Origin of the sequence: Sphingobium sp. SYK-6, assembly GCF_000283515.1 — a bacterium.
Classification (GTDB): domain Bacteria; phylum Pseudomonadota; class Alphaproteobacteria; order Sphingomonadales; family Sphingomonadaceae; genus Sphingobium; species Sphingobium lignivorans.
This window is the reverse complement of sequence record NC_015976.1, coordinates 3,228,268-3,246,706: the sequence shown is the minus strand read 5'-3', so window position 1 is coordinate 3,246,706 and position 18,439 is coordinate 3,228,268. Positions and strand designations below refer to the sequence as shown.

The following is an 18,439-nucleotide window of genomic DNA, read 5'->3' as shown; positions in this document are numbered from 1 at the left end:
GCCAGCCATGCTGACATGCGATCGCCGGCATTTCCTGGCAGCGACGGGCGGGCTGGCCCTGACCGGCGCTCTGGGACGCGTGGACAGGCTCTGGGCGGCCCCGCGGTTTCCCGACGATCCGTTCGCGCTGGGGGTAGCGGCTGGCGATCCCTGGCCGGACGGCTTCGTCATCTGGACGAGGCTCGCGCCTCGACCGCTCGAGGAGAATGGCGGCATGCCCAAGGCGGCCGTCGCGTTGCAATGGGAAGTGGCGGAGGACCCGGCCTTCCGGCGCGTGGTCCAGCATGGCGACACGCTGGCAAGACCGGAACTGGCGCACAGCATCCATGTGGAAGTGGAGGGACTGCATCCGCGCCGCCCCTATTGGTATCGCTTTGCCATCGGTGGGGTTGCCCAAAGTCCCGTCGGGATGGCGCGCACGGCGCCCGCCCCGGGCGATCTGCCGGAACAGATGCGCCTGATCGTGGCGGGCTGCCAGAATTATCAGCATGGCTGGTATAGCGCCTGGCGCCATATTTCCGAAGAACCCGATATCGACGCCGTGTTCCACTATGGCGACTATATCTATGAGGATGGCGGCCCCTCGAAGAAGGTCATCTGCGATGCCTCGGGCAAGGTGGTCAGCCGCGCTCATCTGGGCGGCGAAACATACAGCCTCGACGATTATCGCCGCCGCTATGCGCTCTACAAGAGCGACCCCGATCTGCAGGCCGCCCATGCGGCGGCGGCCTTCATCATGTCGTTCGACGATCATGAAGTGGATAATAACTGGGTCGGGGCATCCGATCAGGACGGAACGCCGCCAGAGGCTTTCCTGCTACGCCGCTTCGCCGCGATGCAGGCCTGGTACGAACATGTGCCGGTACGGCGCGCGCAGTTCCCCCATGCCGATGGTCTCACCATGTTTCGGCGGCTGGATTATGGTGCCCTCTGCCGCATCCATGTGCTCGACACGCGCAGCTACCGGACCGACCAGCTCTGCATGGGATCGGACGACCATCATTGCCGCACCGATGAGCGCCCGGACTCGACGATGATCGGCCCTGCCCAGGAGGCCTGGCTGGCCGAGGGCCTGCGCGGCAGCACGGCCCGCTGGAACCTGATCGCGCAACAGGTGCGCATGATGCCGCTGGTCCGGCGCGGGCCGGCGGGCGAAGCGCTGCCCACTCCAACCGATACGTGGAGCGGTTACCCGCAAGCGCGCGCGCGGCTGGTGAGCGAGATCGCCCAAGCCGGCCTCACCAATGTCATTGTCGCCACGGGAGACGCGCATATGCACAATGTCGGCACCGTGCCCATGCGGGACGATGAGCCCGATGGACCAGCCGCCGCTGTCGAATTCATGGCCAGTTCGATTTCCTCCGAGGGCGATGGCGCTCCGGTAACGCCTGCCATCCAGGCCTATCTGGATGGCCGCAACCCCAATCTCGTCCTCGCCAATCACCAGCGCGGCTATGACCGGTTCGATATCGAACCGGCGCTGTGGCGCACCGACGTCAAGGTGATCGACCAGGTCCAGAAGCCGGGCGGGAGCGCGCACACATTGGCGCGTTTTGCCGTGGCCCCTCACGGAGCCGCGATAGTGCGTGCCTGACGATGCATAAGCGCAGCGGAACACTGATCACTCTCGACTTGCTGTCTGCTGTCTAAAGGAATGCTCTCATGCCGGAGTTCGCCGTACATACATGAGCGTATGTCTTCTGCCAGGGAACGCGGTTCTTTGAGCCGTGACTGAACCAACGGTGTCGTCACGGGCTGTTGATCTCTCAACATCGGTGAGGCACCATGGTAGCATGCCGGGCAGCCGGCAGCGGAGAGGATCATGGCCGAGAAACCAGTTGAGCACCAATTCCTTACCGCTTCTCGACGAGGGTTTATTGGAGGTGCCGCTGTTCTGGGCCTCGGTGGCAAAAGCGCGCTGGCCGTCTCTACCCGCACCCATCCCGTTGCATCCCAGCCCTGGTTCGAGACGTATCTCGACGCGTTCAATCGGGCGGACGAAGAGAAGTTCGGTGCCTATTATGCCGATGATGTGCAGTTCTTCGGCCAAGCTGCTCAGGTTACGGGTCGGCAGGCTATCTTGGACTTCTACAGAACAGTCCGGAAATATCTTCATGAGCGTGTGGAGCTCCAGACCTTTGTTGGCGATCCCACGGGCGCCCACATGCTCGCGGTGCTGAGAACCACGTTGGTGGCTCATACAGACTGGCCGGATATGCCCACCGGCCCGCTGAAAGCTGGAGACACGCGCGAGAGCGTGAACTTCGTGATGTATGACATTGCGGAGGGATTCTTCACCCGCGTCCGCTCAGCCCGGTTCAGCCCACAGAAGGGACGCAGCGCATGAACCAGGAAGAGCGGTTCCGCGCCTACATCGCGGCCTTCAATGCACAGGACTGGAGCGAGTTGGTGCGCCACTATGCGCCCGATGTGCACCTCACCATCGGCAATGGCACCCAGATGATCGGACATCATGCCATCATCGAATTCTATCGCAAGGTTAACCAGCAGACCCGCCGAATTATCGAAGTCCGCCACAGCTTTACGGACGGCAAGCGCCTTGTCGCGGAGTTGGCCTCGGAGTTTGAGGCCATCGTGGATGCTCCTGATTTCACGTCCGGTCCGCTCAAGAAGGGCGATCGCTACCGTATCAACAGCTTCGCGCTCTATGAGTATGAAGCTGACCAGTACACCAATATCCGCGCCGCCGTTTTCCGTCGGGATTTCGGGCCGTTCGGCTGAAGACGATCGGCATACCGCTGCCGCGATCAGAGCGGGGCGAACAACTTTCCGACGGCGGATCCCAATAACGGCCCGGGCAAGCTCGTCAGCCAGCGCACGTCGTCCATATCAAAACACCGATCCTACCCCTCGCGGCTGGCCCCGGTGCCGCTGCGCTTCAGGCGCACCAGTGCTTCGTCGAGGGCCGAGAGGAAGCGGGAGCGATCGGTCTTGCTGAAGGGAGCGGGGCCGCCGATGATATCGCCTCCGGCGCGCAGGTCGGCCATGATCGCCCGCGTGGCGATCGCGCCGCCGATCGAGGCCATGGTGAAGGGCTTGCCGTTCGGGGCAATCACGATCGCCCCGGCCTTGAGGCACCGGTCGGCAAGCAGGATGTCCGCGGTGATGCAGACGGCTTCCCCGTCCGCCCGCTCCGCGATCCAGTCATCGGCGGCGTCGAAACCGTCGGAGACGATCACGCGCTCGATCGAGGGGGCGATCGGAACCCGCATCGGGCTGTTGCTGACGATGCTGACGGCGACCTCATGCCGGAAGGCGACCTTGTATATCTCGTCCTTCACGGGGCAGGCGTCGGCATCCACCAGGATGCGGATCACCTCTCCCGCCCGTTCTTCTTGCGCCAGCCGCCCTTGCCAGCCCCCGGCCCGGGCTTGCGGCCCTTGCCGCCATCCGGCTTGCCATGATCGGCTCGCCCGAGACGGGCCCGAATGGGGCGTGGGCCATCGGACGGACGGTTCTCCTCGCGGCGGTTCTGACGCGCAGCGTCACGCGGCTTTCCCTCGACCGGCTGGATCTCGACATCATCCTCTTCATTCGCCGTGCGGCGGACGGCATCCAGGAACCGTGACGCCAGGGCACCGGGCACCTCGAACAGCGTCTCGCTGGCCGCGATGCGGATGGCGCCGATCTCGTTGCGGCTCACATGGCCGCGCCGGCAGAGCAACGGCAGGATCCAGCGGGCCTCGGCATTCTGTCGGCGACCGATGTTGAGGCGGAACCACGCGCTCCCCTCGAACCCCGCGCGGGGCTGGCGCGCTTCCTGAGGCGCATCGCTGCCCAGCAGATCCTCGGGCGCGGGCAGGCGGACGCGATGGGCGTGGACCAGCGCCGCGGCAATGTCATGCGCGCTTCGCTCGGCCAGCAACCGGTCGGCCAGCTTGTGGTCCTGTTCGTCGAGCTCCACGGGGGCGAGCAGGGTGGTCAGCAGGCGTTCGCTGTCGGCGCGGCGAATGTCGTCCGCGGAAGGCGGCGAGACCCATTCGGCGGGGATGCGGGCGCCCCGCAACATGGATTCGACCCGCCTGCGCCGCTGATAGGGCACGATGAGGACGGCCGTGCCTTTCTTTCCCGCGCGACCGGTGCGGCCGGAGCGATGCTGCAGCGTCTCCGCGTCACGGGGGATATCGACATGGATGACGAGGCTGAGATTGGGCAGGTCGATGCCGCGCGCGGCCACGTCGGTCGCCACGCAGACCCGCGCGCGGCGATCGCGCAGGGCCTGCAGCGCCTGATTGCGCTCGTTCTGGCTGTGCTCGCCGGAAAGCGCGACGGCGCCGAAGCCACGCTCCACGAGATTGGCATGGAGATGGCGGACATTGTCCCGCGTCCCGCAGAACAGGATCGCTGTCTCCGCCTCGTGGAAGCGCAGCAGGTTGACCACGGCATTCTCGATGTCGGACGGCGCGATGGCCATGGCCTGATAGCTGATGTCGCCATGGCCGCGATCCTGCGAGACGGTCGAGATGCGCAGGGCGTCGCGCTGATAGCGCCGGGCGAGCGCCACGATCGGCGCGGGCATCGTTGCCGAGAAGAGCAGGGTCCGCCGTTCGGACGGCGTCGCGTCGAGGATTTCCTCGAGATCCTCGCGAAAGCCCATGTCGAGCATTTCGTCGGCTTCATCGAGCACCACGCCGCGGAGCGCCGCCAGATCGAGCGCGCCGCGCTCCAGATGATCGCGCAGGCGCCCGGGGGTACCCACCACGATATGCGCGCCATGGTTGAGCGCGCGCCTTTCCCGCGATGCGTCCATGCCGCCGACGCAGGTCGCGATACGGGCGCCGGCCTTGCCGTAGAGCCAGATGAACTCGCGGCTGACCTGCAGGGCCAGTTCCCGCGTCGGGGCGATAATGAGCGCCAGCGGCTTGCCGGGCGGCGGCATGAGGCCATCGTCCCCAAGCAGATCGCTCGCAAGGGCCAGGCCGAAGGCGACCGTCTTGCCGGAACCGGTCTGCGCGGAGACGATGAGGTCGCGGCCATGGGCCTCTGCCTCGAGGACGGCGGCCTGAACGGCTGTGGGGGCAGTGTAGCCATGCTCGGATAGCGCATCGCCAAGAACAAGCGGAAGATTGGAAAAGGACATGTGACTCGCAAATCAAGAAGAGCCGCGCGCGGCCCGGAATGTGGCAATAGACGCTTTCGCGGCCCGGCATCGGGCGCGCGCATGATCTGGCGGCTGTGGTGGGCCGGCCGCGTCAGCGGATGCCTTGAAGGGCCCCATACAGCTTATCTGTGCTTTTGGCTTCCACAGTTTTCGATTCGTCCCGCCAGCGAGTGGGCAGGGCCGCGATTTGTCCGTGAAGCGGGAGAGCAAAGTACCCGATGCGGACGCCTGAACAGGAAAGGCCGGACCGCGGCATTGCCACGATCCGGCCTTGGGGAGGGATTTGGGGGCGCCTCCCCTGGGGGTCAGTGGGCGTTGAACGCCAGTCGTTTGACGAGGTGATCGGGGCCGAGCAGCGTCACGGGCTTGCCCGTGGCTTTCCGGCGCGCGACCCATTCGCGCATCAGCTCCGTGCTGGTATGGTCGATGCCGTGCAGCCGATGGAGATCGAGTTCGACGGCATGCTCGCGGGGAATGCTTTCCAGCACCTGCGTGAGCCGGGTCAGGCTGACGAAGGTGGCCGAGCCATCAAGACGCAGATGGCTGATTTCCTCCGAGCGCTCTTCCTCGACCTTGAGCCGCAGCGTCTTGCGATGCTGGATCAGTTCGATCACCGAGAGGCCAAGGCCCACCAGAACACCGGTCAGAAGGTCCGTCGTCACTACTAGGATGAAGGTGACTGCCCAGATCGCCGCCGGCAATATGCCGTAATTGGCGAACAGGTGGCGCACATGCGTCAGGCTCACGAGCCGCCAGCCGGTGACGACCAGGACACCGCCAAGCGCTGCCATCGGGATCTCGCGCAGCAGGCCGGGCAGCAGCGCGACGAAGCCGAGGATCCAGATGCCATGCAGAATGGCCGACCAGCGGGTCTTCGCGCCGGCCTGCACGTTGGCCGAGCTGCGGACGATCACGCCGGTCATCGGCAAGGCGCCCGCGAGGCCGCAGAGCAGGTTGCCGACGCCCTGTGCGCGCAGTTCCTTGTTATAATCCGTGCGGACGCCATCGTGCATGCGGTCGACAGCCGCCGCCGAGAGCAGGGTCTCCGCGCTGGCAATGAAGGCGATGGCAAGCGCGGCCACCAGCAGCGCGGGCTGCGTCAGCGGCGCAAGGAAGCCGGTGCCGGGTGCATCGATCGCACCGACGATCGATGCGGGCACGTCGATCCGGGTTACGTCCAGCTGGGCGATCCATGCGATCAGGGTCGCGGCGACCACGCCCAGAAGAGCGCCGGGCACCAGCTTCATGCTGGCGGGACGCAGCTTCTCCCAGCCCACCATCGCGCCGATGGTAACGAGGCCGAGCAACAGCGCATATTCTGCGGACTGGAGGCTGAAGGGCGACAGGCCCAGCACCCGGGCCGGCATCAGGGCAATGTTCTCGAGGCCGCTGGACATCGGCTGATTGTCGAACAGGATATGGAACTGCCCGACGACGATGAGGGCACCGATGCCCGCCAGCATGCCGTGAACCACCGCCGGCGAGACCGAGCGGAAGAAGCCGCCCATCCTGGCCATGCCGGCGACGAACTGAAGAAGGCCCGCCAGCAGGAGCACCGGGCCGAGCGCGGCGAGGCCATGCTCGCGCACGAACTCGAATACGATGACGGCCAGGCCAGCGGCGGGGCCGCTGACCTGCAGGGGGGAGCCGGCGAGAAAGCCGACGATGATGCCGCCGATGATGCCGGTGATGAGGCCCTTTTCGGCCGGGACACCGGAGGCGATCGCGATGCCCATGCAAAGCGGCATCGCCACCAGGAACACCACGATCGAAGCGGTGAAGTCGCGGGTGAAGGTGCCGCCTTCCGCCCCGCCGCCCAAGGATCGGCCCTTCAGCGCGCCAATCATTCGGCAGCCTCGACCGCGTAGAAGTCGGAAACGATCCGCGTCGAGGCCGGCACGGCGACCGGAAGCGGCTGGTTCTCGCGCAGCGGCCGGAAGCGTCCGGTCTCGCCGTCGAGGCCAAGCACATGGCCGGCATGAATGTCCACGAACCAGCCGTGCAGGCTCATCTCGCCACGCGCGATGGCGGCCGCCACGGAAGGATGCGTGCGCAGGTGCGCGAGCTGGGCGATCACATTCTCGAGGCTGATGGCGCGGATGCGGGCATCATCCTCCAGATGCGCATAGCAGGTGTCGACGACATGCTGTGCCGCCGAGCCATGGCGCAGCCATGCGGCCACATTCGGCATCGTCGCCAGGGATTCGGGCTTGCTGAGGGCCTTCATCGCGCCGCAGTCGGAATGGCCGCACACGATGATGTCCCGCACGCCCAGCGCCATGACGGCATATTCGACCGTCGAGGACACGCCGCCATTCTGAGTGGCAAAGGGCGGCACGATGTTGCCCGCGTTGCGGCAGACGAAAAGGTCGCCCGGCTGCGCCTGCATGATCTGCTCCGGCACGACGCGGGAGTCCGCGCAGGAAATCATCAGTGCCTTGGGGCTTTGTCCATGAGCGGCAAGCTTGGAATAAAGGTCGAAGCTCCCCGGGAAGACGCTTTTTTCGAAGCTGAAAACTCGTCCGATCAGTTCGTTCATCGCAGAAATCTCCTTGATGGCGAGCCAGGGCCCGCGTTTCAGGAAATCTAGCCACGGAAAATTTCTGCGCTTGCTCCGTCTTGTAAGGAAATATTGCTGCGCGACGCATCGTGACCGGCAGTCGGCAAACGGATGACGGCGCGCAGGCCACCCTCGGAACGATTGGTCAGGCTCAGCGTCCCGCCTTCCGCCCGCACGCCGTTGTGGACGATCGCGAGGCCCAGCCCCATGCCGCGTGTGTTCCGCGCCCGGCCTTCGTCCAGGCGGACGAAGGGCTGGAGGGCTGTGTCCAGCTTTTCCGCCGGAATGCCGGGGCCATCATCTTCCACGCAGATGAGGACGGCGCCGTTCTCCTCGCGCACGCTGACGCGCACATTGCCCGCATAATGAAGCGCGTTCTCGACGAGATTTGAGATGGCGCGGCGCATCGAGACGGCACGGGTCATGACCTCGAGGCTGGAAGGGCCATCATAGGTCGCGTCGTGCCCGGCGTCGCTCGCGGCGTCGACGATGGTGGCCGCCATCACGGCGATATCCACTTTCTCCACCGGAAGGGTATCGCCCTCGCCGCCAAGATAGGTCTGGAGCGACTGGAGCAGGTCGCTCATCTCTCCGATGTCCTTGATGAGCGCGGCCCGCGTCTCCTCGTCGACCTTCGCGCCGTGGAGCCGCAGCTCCATGCGGGCGAGCGGCGTGCGCAGGTCATGCCCGACCGCGGCAAGCGCCTGCGTCCGCGCGGAGACCAGCCGATGGATGCGCTGCTGCATCATGTTGAAGTCACGAATGAGCGTGCGGACCTCGCGCGGGCCACGCTCCGTCACGGGGACGGGTTCCTGATTGCCGAGGGTTCGCGTGGCGTGCATCAGCATGCTCAGGGGCTTCAGGGTCGCGCGGATCATGAGGCCGCCCAGCACCGCCAGCAGGATCATCGGCACCGACAGTGCGAGCATGCGGCCGACCGTCAGAGGCCAGAAGGCATGGGGCTGGACGGCCCGGAACATCACGGTCGTGTGGTCGCTCAGCTCCACGCTGCCACCCACTTCCCCGCCACGGCTGAGCGGCATGAGATAGAGGCGCAGCTTCGCTTCCCGCAATTTGGGCTCGATGGCGAGCATTTGCGAGCGCAGTTCGTCGAGATTGAACCGTGCCGCCCGGCTGTCGATGCCCTTGTGCCAGTTCAGTTGCAGCCGGGGCGTACTGAGTTCGCGCGCGACCGCATCCCGATCCTGGGGCGGCGTGCGATCCATGACCCGGCGCGCCACCACGAGATATTCCGCCATGAGATTGGCTTCGTCGTCCTGAAGCGCGAAGCGGCTCACCCGTTCGAAGACGAATGTGTTGGCGACGAACTCGGTTATCAGCACGAAGGCGAGGATCAGCACGATCCTGCCCAGCAGGCCGACGGACGGCAGGCGCATCAAGCCGGCGTGACCTGCGCGCTGAACATGTAGCCGACGCCGCGGATGGTCACGATGGGCGGATCGCCCCCGGCCGCCGCGAGCTTGCGTCTCAGCCGGCTGACCAGCACGTCTATGCTGCGGTCCGAACTGTCGCTCAGCCGCGTGCGCGACAATTCGATCAATCGCTCGCGGCCGATGACGCGCATGGGCTGCGACACGAATGTGGCGAGGAGATCGAACTCGGCGCCCGTCAGATCGACCACTGCGCCCGTCGGCGAGCGAAGCTCGCGGCGGGAGAAGAAGACGGTCCAGCCGTTGAACTGGAATTCGTTGCGCCCGCGCGAATCATCCCGGTCCGTGCGCGGCCCCCGGCGCAGGATCGCCCGGGTGCGCGCGATGAGCTCGCGCGGCTGGAAAGGCTTGGAGAGGAAGTCATCGGCCCCGAGCTCGAGTCCCAGGATGCGGTCCTCGTCGCTGCCTTTCGCGCTGATGAAGATGATAGGCACGTCGCTGCTCTTGCGGATCTTGCGGCACAAGTCGATGCCGTTGGTGCCGGGCAGCATGATATCCAGGATGATCAGGTCCGCCTCGGGGCCGTTTTCCAGCGCGACCCACATTTCCGGCGCCGTCGCGGCGGTCCGCACCATGAAGCCGTTTTCCTGCAGGAGCCGCGCAATCAGCGTGCGCAGGGCCGGGTCGTCCTCGACGAGAATGATAGTCTGGGCAGTCATAGGGTTTCGGGGCTCTTTGAAGTCGTTTTTTGTTGAATGGTGGGGACAGCCGCAACGCCGGCCGCCTTCCCAAGCGAAATAGCCGGACAACCGGCATCGACTCCCTCTCCTTTCATCAGATCCTTTCGGATCAGGCCGGTCCCCGGCTCCCCCGTCGCCATGTCTTCAGCACTTACTGTAAAACTGCGGCGTCAGCCCGGGAACTGTCCCTCTTTGCGGGATTGCCAGTGCGGTCCAGATCATCCCGGGCATGAGCCACGCGCGAACCCGGCTCATATCCTGCGGCGATGCGGGGAACAACCTCTTCAAGGTCCCCGGCGAGAAAGGGAGCCAGCGCAGGCCGAAGCCCGCAGGAAGCGGCATGGTTCGTCCCGACACGAGAGACCGTGCGAACTGTAGGGCGCGCAACCTGGGCAGAACGGGCTGATCGCGCACACCGCGGACGGGAACTCAAGCGGGAACCTCCGTGGATTATCCATGAGAGGAGTGCCACCGGATTGTTTCGCGATTTGCGCCGATACATTACAAAAGATTGCTGCAGAGAGCCGCGCCATCGTCAGGAAGAGTTCGCCGACCAGATGGCGGGGCCCACACGGAACGTGCATGGCGCCCATCGCGTCGCGCTACAGGGCAGGCGGATGAGATGGGCCGGCGTCGACCTCGACTCCTTCTTCCATCAGCCTCGCTTTTCCGCTGTCCTACACCCTATCCGCCATGGCAACCCCGCCCGACGCCTCTTGCCATCGACGGAGACAGTCCATGTACGGCTCTTTCTTCTCGGAGCGCTTTCATCAATCGGTCAGGCCGCACAGGCTTGCGGGGTTGGACGAGGTGTCCGCCATATCCGCCCTCCCGCGAGGTTCACGGAAGCGGAAGATGACGGGGACGTGCCGTCATCTTTGTAAACTTCCAGCCCGCTGTGCGGTGTTGGGCCGGCACGGTTGGACCGCGCGCGGTTACGCTTGGCGGCGCAGGGTGACCCTCCGGTCACCGTCGTTTCGCACGCGCTTGGAGAGGGGCCATGGCGCCGCTCCCGAGGAAGCGGCGCGAGGCTGTGAAGTCAGGACAGCAGATAGTCGTAATAGGCCCCGTCCGGCGGGCCGCCGGCGGCAGCCTGGACACCGTCGAGCGACCCGGCCGGCATCGCCGCGAGGCTGCGGGCGTGATGCTCTTCGCTCGCCCATTTCTCGATGAAGATGAAGCGATGCTCGTTGCCGAGGTCGCGCAGAAGCTCCACGCCTTCGCTGCCATCCGCGGCCGAGACCACTTTCGACAGTTCCACGAGGGCTTCCTCCATTTCGGCGCTTTTCCCGTCAGCGGCGGGAATGATGTAGAGGCGGGCAACGGTCATGCTTAGCTCTCCTTGCAGATGAGGCCGTTCAGATATCCTGGACCAGCCGGCCGTAGAGATCCGGCCGCCGATCCCGGAAGAAGCCCATGCCCGCGCGATGGCGACGTGCCTGGGCCAGATCGAGCGTAGCGACGAGCGCGCCCGTTTGCCAGTCTTCCACGTCCGAGACGAGGTCGCCCCATTCATCGGTGATGAAACTATGGCCATAGAAACGCTGCGGGCCAGCGCAGCCCGGCATGGCTTCCTCGCCGATGCGATTGGCGGCGATCACGGGCATGCAGTTGGAGACCGCATGGCCCTGCATGGCGCGGCGCCACATGCGGCTGGTATCGAGGTCGGCATCATAAGGCTCGGTGCCGATTGCGGTGGGGTAGAACAGCAGCTCGGCTCCCATCAGCGCCATCGCGCGCGCGACCTCGGGATACCACTGGTCCCAGCAGATCCCGACGCCAATGGTGCCGTAGCGGGTTTCCCACACCCGGAAGCCGGTGTTGCCGGGGCGGAAATAATATTTCTCCTCATAGCCCGGGCCGTCCGGGATGTGGCTCTTGCGATAGACCCCCATGATCTCGCCTTCGTCATCGATCATGGCGAGGCTGTTGTAGTGATGCTGCCCGTCGCGCTCGAAGAAACTCACGGGAATGTAGACGCCCTGCGTCTTGGCCACCCGCTGCATGGCGAGAACGGCAGGATGCTCGCCAACCGGCCGGGCGCGGGCAAACAAAGCCTCATCCTCGACCGTGCAGAAATAGGGCCCCTCGAACAGTTCGGGCGGCAGCACGATCCGCGCGCCGCGAGCGGCGGCCTTGGCCACATTCTCCTCGACGAGCGCGATATTGGCGGCCTCGTCATCCGAGAAGGCGAGTTGAAGGGCGGCGATGGTGACTTTCGACATCTGGCGATCCTGCGGTGGAAATCAGGCGGCGGCGGGAAGCTGCTGGCTCATGCAATGGAAACTGCCGCCGCCGCGCAATATGGCGTCCGAGGGCAGGCCCACAAGGGCGCGGCCGGGGAAGAAGGGCGCCAGCGCGTCCAGTGCGGCCCCGTCATTCGCCACGCCATATTGAGGAACGATGACGGCGCCGTTGGTAATGCAGAAATTCATGTAGCTCGCGGGCACAATCGCGCCGTTCACTTCATATCGACCGACCGAGGGCATCGGCGCAATCTCCAGCCCGAAGGCACGGGCGCGCTCGGCGGCATCGGCATAGATAGCCGTGTTGGGGTCCTCCGGCGTGGTCGCCTGCGGGACGGCCAGCACGCCGGGCGCCACGAAGCGAGCGAGATTGTCGACATGGCCGTCGGTATGATCGTTGACCAGCCCGTCGCCCAGCCAGAGCATGGCGGAAAGGCCAAGCGCGCCGGCCAGCAGTGTCTCGATCTGGCGGCGATCCAGTCCGGGATTGCGATTTCGGTTAAGGAGGCATTGCTCGGTGGTGACGAACAGGCCGGTGCCGTCCGTATCCACCGCGCCGCCCTCAAAGATCATCGGCACATGGCGGCAGGGAAGGCCGGTCGTCGCGGCGAGGCGCGCGCCGATATCCTCATCCCCCGACATCCTGAACTTGCCGCCCCAGCCGTTGAAATCGAAATCGGCGAGCGCGCGGGCGCCGTTAGGCCCGAGGATGCCGAGCGGGCCCGTGTCGCGCAGCCAGACGTCCCCGAAGGGCAGGTGCTGCACGGTGACCGCAGGCGCGGCGAGAGACCGGGCGGTGGCAAGGTCAGCCTCGCTGCGGACAAGCAGCGTGACCGGCTGCCCTGCATCCGCCACCGCACTGGCGAAAGCCGCGGCCTGGCTTTGCGCAGCCGGCAGGGCAGCCGGCCACTCGGCAGGATCGCCGGGAAAGCCGATCCAGAGCCGCTCCTGCGGCGCCCATTCGGGAGGCATGAGAAGGGACATGATGAACCAGACTCGCTTTTTGGATGCTTGATCCGTCCTTGACGTGCTTGGGCCCCGTCATCAAGCCGGTAGCCTCCGGGAAAGCCCGGCAAGGAGCCAGGACGAGCGCGCATCCGCCGCCGCACTCCTTGTCCGGATCGCGATCGGGGGGGGCGGTTGCGTCATCTCCAAGGAAAGATGAGGCCGATTCCGTCAGAAGAATGCGCAGCTGCGAGCCACGAGGTCGTGACTGTCATGCGTGCGCGGAGCAGCCATTATGCATTGCAAAGACGTCGATTGCCGGGCATGCCGAAGCCGAGCCACTGCCGCCGTGGAAGGCGCCGCGACCAGGGAATGTTATCCGGCCGGCTGTTCGTGCGTTATCAGGATCGGATGGTCGGTTTGAAGATCAACCTGAGTAGAGTGACCGAGATTTCGAAGATCAGGGACATGGATGTGATCGACGTGACGAACGCGCCGCTGGCGGACTTCTCGAAGGTTCCTCAGGCCGTATCGCAGACCATCGTCTGATCGCCCCGGCTGTTGTCATGCAAAGCGGAGATGGCAATGAAATCCTCCTCGACGTCAGCCGGCTTGTCTGGCGGGCGTGGGAGGGCCTTTTCCCGACGGGGATCGATCGGACCTGCCTCGCTTATGTGCGGCATTTCCGGGAGCGTGCCCGGGCTGTGGTGCAGCGGGGCGGGCTCACGCGTGTCCTGAACCGGCGGGACTCAGCGCGGCTCTTCGATCTGCTGCTCGCTCAGGGTGGTGAGGTGCGTTCCCGATTGCTGGCGACGCTTCCGGGGGCTCTCATGGGGAGCCCGGGACGGCGGGATGTCGCCAACCGGATTTACCTCAATGTCGGTCATACGGGTCTGGATCGGCCGGGCCATGCCGCTTGGCTGGAACGGACCGGCGTGAAGCCCATCTACTTCGTGCATGATCTCATTCCGTTGACCCATCCCGAATATTGCCGTCCCGGTGAACCCGAGAAGCATCTCCGGCGCATGACCTCGCTCCTGCATCATGGCGCGGGCGTGATCGGCAACAGCCGGGACACGCTTCACGAACTCGCCGTCTTCGCGGGCCTGCAGCGAACATTGCGCTTGCCGCCGTCGCTGATGGCGCCGCTGGGCGTGGCCGCGCCGGCTATGCCCGAGACGGGGCCCGTGCCGCTGTTGCCGGGGCGCCCTTATTTCGTGATGGTCGGCACTATCGAGGCGCGCAAGAACCACCTCCTGATCCTGAATATCTGGGCGCAGATGGCGCGGCGACTGGGCGCTGCCTGTCCGCAACTGGTCATCATCGGGCAGCGCGGGTGGGAATGCGAACAGACAGTCGACATGCTCGAGCGCAGCGAGGCGATCCGGGGGCATGTGATCGAGCTTTCACGCTGCGACGATGCCGCGCTGATCACTTATATGCGCGGCGCGCGCGCGCTTCTCTTCCCGTCGTTCGCGGAAGGATACGGGCTGCCGCTGGTCGAGGCGTTGGCCTGCGGCACGCCGGCAATCGCAAGCGATCTGCCCGTTTTCCGCGAGCTTGCCGGCGAAATTCCGGATTATCTGAGCCCGATCGACGGGCTGGGTTGGGCCCGGCTGATCGAGGATTATGCGCTGGAAAACAGCCCCTCGCGCGCCAGCCAGCTCGGCCGCCTTTCAGGCTGGGAGCCGCATCGCTGGGAAACTCACTTCGCGAAAGTCGACCACTGGCTGGAGTTCCTTGTCACGCCCGGATAAGCTCCGGCGCCCAGTGGCTCACGCGATCGCCCGCGAGACGCTCGACCGCCGATTCCACGAGGATTTCCGTAGCGGATTGGCTGGCCAGACCGCCGTAGATCAGGCAGCGATCATACAGCACGCGCCGGAAAGCGTCGAACAGCCGGGCATTGGGCGCCTGCGGGCGCGTCCAGAAATCGTCGAGCCGGCCCTGATGCGTGAGCTGGGGAATGTCGTAAATCGCCTTGCCCAGCGCCATGGTGGGCACACCGGCCGCCAGCGCCAGCGTGGCGGACGTGCTGTTCACGGTCACCATCCCACAGGCATCTTCCGTCAGCAGGGCCAGGTCCCCGCCGGCGATATGCATCACCCTGTCCGCAATACCCAAGCGTCGCGCCCGCGCCTCGATGCGCCGCCTCCAGCTGAGGAAGTTCGCGTCAAGCGGATGTTCCTTGACGAGGAGACGCACATGTTGCGGCGCGCGGCGGGCGAAACTGTAGAGCACATAGTCGACCGCTTCCGCCATGTTCTGGAACGGTGAGTGCTCGCGGATCTGGTAGTCGTTGGAAAGTTGGAGCGGGAAGAGAAAATACGGCGCTTCCGGCAGGCGGGCGACCATCTTTGCGGCGTGATTCTCATCCGCCTTTTCGCGCGCGAATTTGTAGAGCCAGCCGAAGCCCTCGAGCAGCAGCGATCCCCGGCGATGGGATGTGTAGAAGGGATAGAATGGCCGCTTCAGAACAACCTGGGAATAATAACGATAGGCGTCGCGCGCCCGGCGGCGGAAGCTGGCGGTGATCGGCGGGCGATCCGGCAGGGGAGGGAGCTTTTTCGCCGCATCGAGATACCATTGGGGATCGCGGGAAAGTGACGAGTTGCCGTTGACGCCGCTCGGTTCCAGCGTGAGCCAGTCCGGACGGATATAGCCTTCCTCGAAGACATGAACATCGATCTTGCGGAGCTGCGCCATGTGATGGGCGGCCATGTGCATCGGCCGACAATCGCCAAAGAGCACGATATCCGTAATGCCATGCTCGCTCAGGAACCTGTCGATGAACAGGGTCCATCGCCTGCGGGTGCCGCGGTAATCTGTCGCGTCTCCCGGCCAGTCGGCACGATCGCCACCGTTCAGATTGATCCGGAAGATCCCGCACTCAAGATCGCGAAGCCGTTCGGCCAGACTCCAGAAGAAGCTGCCGGGAGGACCTTGCAGAAACAGAAAATTCCGGTGCGCTATGGGTTGGTACTTCATCTTGTTCCCACAAGTTGCGCAAATGCGCGTCTGGCCCACCCAACCAACCGGCGTGACTGAACTAGTGCAATATTTTCGCGCTGAACACCAGAGAGCAATCGCCGGACGACAATTTCCGCCGGGCAGGGCAAATTTGTCACAGGATCGAGATAGCGGGGATAGCGCAGCAGCACGGCCGCCGCGAGCGCCTCGATGGACAGGGACTTGCCACGGCGGGAGACGGGCGCGGCGAGATCCCGTGTCAGGCCCCAGCCCGCGAAGAACGGCGTGCCGTGCGTGACGACGGCTCGTCCCTGCAGCAGCGCCTCGAAGCCCGCAAGAGACGTGATGACATGCACTTCGTCGCTCATCGCGATGAGGCCGCTGATCGGGCTCTCCGCATCGATCGCGTCAGCGAGGCTCAGGGCCACCGGCGCGGGGATGGCACCGCGACGATGGCCCGCCTCCACATCGGGATGAGGCCGATAGACGATCCATGCATCCGGCGCATCCCGGCGCACACGCCGCAGCAATTCGAGATTGGAGCGAACATCGCCGCCGCCCGAAAGGACGGATCGATCATCCTCCACCTGGCCGACCACGAGAATGTGCCGCTTGCTTCCGCCGAGGCGCGGGACTGCCGCGCCACCGCCGACGCCATATTTGCTGACACCCTCGCGCACCAGCCAGGCGCACAGGCGCTGCGCACGCGCGCGATCGGCCGGGGAGGTGTCGTCGCGCGCGAGCATCTCTTCCAGGCGGCTTGGCCGCGACGGATCATAATGGACGCCAAGATCATCCACCACGATCGAGAGCGGCGGAACGCAGTCCGCGCCGAGGCCTGCGGACCGGATAAACCCATCCTCGACTTCGAGGATGCGCCAGGGGCCGCGCTCAAGCTCGGCGAGAAAGGCCGGGGGCACGCGCGCTTTCCAGACGGCTACGGCGGCGCCGGGCGGCAATGCGTCCAGCGCGCTGCGGCTGGCACTTCTGAAGGGGACGGGATGACCGCCCCAGAGCAGCGGTTCCACCGTGTCCCGTTTCCAGTGCGCGAAGCCGAAGGCGGCGGCGAGCGGACGGTTGGCATCGATGAGGTTGCGCCAGTCCGCGAGACTGTCGGTGAGCGCGACAGGGTCGACGGGGTCGCCCGTGAACGGGTCGGCATAAGCGACATCGCGCCACAGATAGCGGTCCACCAGATCCTCGATGCGGCCTTCCGCATCGGGTGAACCGGGCTCCATGCCCGAGAGGATCGCGAATGGTCCTTCACTCTCGCTGCGGATGCGCTTTCCGGCGATGGCGGCCAGCAGGAGCACCGGATCGGCGCCAGACCCGGAAACGGTCTCATCCGGCGTGGACCAGACGCTTTCGGGCAGCCAGAACGAACCGCCGACCCGCTGCTCCCGCAGGGCGGCGATCAGTTGTGCGGGAGAAGCGCTCGGGGCCGGCCGGCCTTCGCTGCGCGCTTGCACGACCGGATGCGGCCTGGCGCCCGGGAAGGGGGGCACCGCCATGATGGCGCGCGCGATCGCCAGAGGGGCAGGAGAGGTCACGCCGTTCATGGGCGCCGGACCTTCTCCACCCAACCGGCCGGGGGATGGGGCAGGCTGTCGAGCGAGCCGCTGCGCATGGTTGAAATCGCCTGATGAAGCCAGGGCGCGAGGACTTCCATGTCCGGATTGTGACGAGCATTCACGCCCATGACCAGACTCGACGGGCCATGATAGGCGGAAAACAGCGTGTCTCCGCTATCCGGCGCTATGAAGCGGTCGAGGCCGCCCTGGATGACGATGAGCGGGATGGATAGGGACTCGAGGGCGGTCAGATTGTCCCAATCGTCCGGAATGAACGCACGGGCGATGCGGGGCGCGGACTCCTGCACGCGCACGAAGCTGCTCATGGCGATGACGCCATCGATATGCCCCTCCTGCGCCGCCGCATGCATGGCAACAGCCGCGCCGATCGAATGGCCGATGAGCCACACGCGCGCCTTCGGGCCGGCAAGGCTGCGCGCCGTCCCGATGAATGCGGCGGCATCGCGGAGCAGGCCCTGCTCGCTTGGATGCCCGGCATTGCCGCTGAAGCCGCGATAGGACGCCACCAGAACGGCCATGTCATCCCCGGCCAAATACTGGGCGCTTCGCCCGCTACGGTTCAGGGTCCAGTTCCGACCGTGGAAGAATATGATGATGTCGTCATTGCTGCCTTTCGACGCGGGCCAGTAGAGACCCCTGATCGCGAGGCCGTCGCTTGTCTGCACATCGACCGATTGCGGCGCAGCCCCGACCCACGCGGGCTCGGTCGCCGATACCGGATCGGGCGAATAGAGGATCTGGCGCGAGATGCCGCAGCCCCCGAGAGAGAGGCAAAGCGCCAGCGGCAGGACGAGCCATCCCCTGAGGCGTCCGGTGCCCGGCCAGTCGCCGGCAGTCCCTTGGCGGACAATCATGTGATGCGGTGCGCCTTCG

The 18,439-nt window shown here is 65.5% G+C and carries 18 protein-coding genes; 6 read left to right on the top strand and 12 right to left on the bottom strand.

Annotation, left to right across the window (positions count from 1 at the left end):
* Positions 1–7: 7 nt before the first annotated feature.
* The 3 genes from SLG_RS14865 (at position 8) to SLG_RS14855 (ending at position 2,742) form a co-directional block, all read left to right on the top strand.
* Complete coding sequence (locus tag SLG_RS14865) at positions 8–1,594, top strand: alkaline phosphatase D family protein (protein ID WP_014077316.1); 1,587 nt, start codon at positions 8–10, stop codon at positions 1,592–1,594.
* A gap of 228 nt (positions 1,595–1,822) precedes the next feature.
* Entirely contained in the window at positions 1,823–2,347 is a 525-nt protein-coding gene (locus tag SLG_RS14860; RefSeq protein WP_041392083.1) for a nuclear transport factor 2 family protein, read from the top strand.
* Entirely contained in the window at positions 2,344–2,742 is a 399-nt protein-coding gene (locus SLG_RS14855) for a nuclear transport factor 2 family protein (protein ID WP_014077315.1), read from the top strand. The genes SLG_RS14860 and SLG_RS14855 overlap by 4 nt, the downstream gene beginning before the upstream one ends.
* Positions 2,743–2,864: 122 nt before the next feature.
* Here SLG_RS14855 and SLG_RS14850 read toward each other — a convergent pair whose 3' ends face one another.
* The 9 genes from SLG_RS14850 to SLG_RS14810 form a co-directional block, all read right to left on the bottom strand.
* Entirely contained in the window at positions 2,865–3,335 is a 471-nt protein-coding gene (locus SLG_RS14850) for a YaiI/YqxD family protein (protein WP_041393460.1), read from the bottom strand.
* Positions 3,335–5,101 (bottom strand): DEAD/DEAH box helicase, encoded by a 1,767-nt coding sequence (locus tag SLG_RS14845; RefSeq protein ID WP_014077313.1) that lies wholly within the window; start codon positions 5,099–5,101, stop codon positions 3,335–3,337. Before SLG_RS14845 ends, SLG_RS14850 begins: the two co-directional genes overlap by 1 nt.
* Before the next feature lie 326 nt (positions 5,102–5,427).
* The gene (locus tag SLG_RS14840) at positions 5,428–6,969 is read right to left on the bottom strand and encodes a SulP family inorganic anion transporter (protein WP_014077312.1); all 1,542 of its coding nucleotides are present in this window, start codon (positions 6,967–6,969) and stop codon (positions 5,428–5,430) included.
* Positions 6,966–7,661, bottom strand: a complete 696-nt coding sequence (locus SLG_RS14835) for a carbonic anhydrase (RefSeq protein WP_014077311.1) — start codon at positions 7,659–7,661, stop codon at positions 6,966–6,968. The genes SLG_RS14840 and SLG_RS14835 overlap by 4 nt, the downstream gene beginning before the upstream one ends.
* A 47-nt stretch (positions 7,662–7,708) precedes the next feature.
* Positions 7,709–9,079: an ATP-binding protein gene (locus SLG_RS14830; RefSeq protein ID WP_014077310.1), complete on the bottom strand. Its 1,371-nt coding sequence runs from the start codon at positions 9,077–9,079 to the stop codon at positions 7,709–7,711.
* On the bottom strand, positions 9,079–9,792 hold the full coding sequence (locus SLG_RS14825) for a response regulator transcription factor (RefSeq protein WP_014077309.1): 714 nt from the start codon (positions 9,790–9,792) through the stop codon (positions 9,079–9,081). Before SLG_RS14825 ends, SLG_RS14830 begins: the two co-directional genes overlap by 1 nt.
* A 1,060-nt stretch (positions 9,793–10,852) precedes the next feature.
* Positions 10,853–11,143: a putative quinol monooxygenase gene (locus tag SLG_RS14820; protein WP_014077308.1), complete on the bottom strand. Its 291-nt coding sequence runs from the start codon at positions 11,141–11,143 to the stop codon at positions 10,853–10,855.
* Positions 11,144–11,171: 28 nt separating this feature from the next.
* Complete coding sequence (gene aguB, locus SLG_RS14815) at positions 11,172–12,038, bottom strand: N-carbamoylputrescine amidase (protein ID WP_014077307.1); 867 nt, start codon at positions 12,036–12,038, stop codon at positions 11,172–11,174.
* Positions 12,039–12,059: 21 nt separating this feature from the next.
* Positions 12,060–13,043: an agmatine deiminase family protein gene (locus SLG_RS14810; RefSeq protein WP_014077306.1), complete on the bottom strand. Its 984-nt coding sequence runs from the start codon at positions 13,041–13,043 to the stop codon at positions 12,060–12,062.
* Positions 13,044–13,328: 285 nt separating this feature from the next.
* Here SLG_RS14810 and SLG_RS21495 point away from each other — a divergent pair, with 285 nt between their 5' ends.
* Both SLG_RS21495 and SLG_RS14805 read left to right on the top strand, forming a co-directional pair.
* Complete coding sequence (locus SLG_RS21495) at positions 13,329–13,553, top strand: hypothetical protein (RefSeq protein WP_148276614.1); 225 nt, start codon at positions 13,329–13,331, stop codon at positions 13,551–13,553.
* A gap of 17 nt (positions 13,554–13,570) precedes the next feature.
* Positions 13,571–14,761: a glycosyltransferase family 4 protein gene (locus SLG_RS14805; RefSeq protein WP_014077304.1), complete on the top strand. Its 1,191-nt coding sequence runs from the start codon at positions 13,571–13,573 to the stop codon at positions 14,759–14,761.
* Here the strand turns inward: SLG_RS14805 and SLG_RS14800 are convergent.
* Positions 14,748–15,710 (bottom strand): capsular biosynthesis protein, encoded by a 963-nt coding sequence (locus SLG_RS14800; RefSeq protein ID WP_231848685.1) that lies wholly within the window; start codon positions 15,708–15,710, stop codon positions 14,748–14,750. The two genes, SLG_RS14805 and SLG_RS14800, sit on opposite strands and share 14 nt — an antisense overlap.
* Between SLG_RS14800 and SLG_RS22250 the strand changes: the two genes are divergently transcribed.
* Positions 15,681–16,052 carry a hypothetical protein gene (locus SLG_RS22250; protein ID WP_231848684.1) on the top strand — a complete coding sequence of 124 codons (372 nt, stop codon included), beginning with the start codon at positions 15,681–15,683 and terminating at the stop codon, positions 16,050–16,052. The two genes, SLG_RS14800 and SLG_RS22250, sit on opposite strands and share 30 nt — an antisense overlap.
* On the opposite strand, the gene SLG_RS14795 is transcribed toward SLG_RS22250, so the two are convergent.
* A complete protein-coding gene (locus tag SLG_RS14795) occupies positions 15,989–17,533 on the bottom strand; it encodes a capsular polysaccharide export protein, LipB/KpsS family (protein ID WP_014077302.1) in 1,545 nt (514 codons plus the stop codon). The two genes, SLG_RS22250 and SLG_RS14795, sit on opposite strands and share 64 nt — an antisense overlap.
* Positions 17,530–18,420: an alpha/beta hydrolase gene (locus SLG_RS14790; protein WP_014077301.1), complete on the bottom strand. Its 891-nt coding sequence runs from the start codon at positions 18,418–18,420 to the stop codon at positions 17,530–17,532. The genes SLG_RS14795 and SLG_RS14790 overlap by 4 nt, the downstream gene beginning before the upstream one ends.
* Positions 18,421–18,439 lie beyond the last annotated feature (19 nt).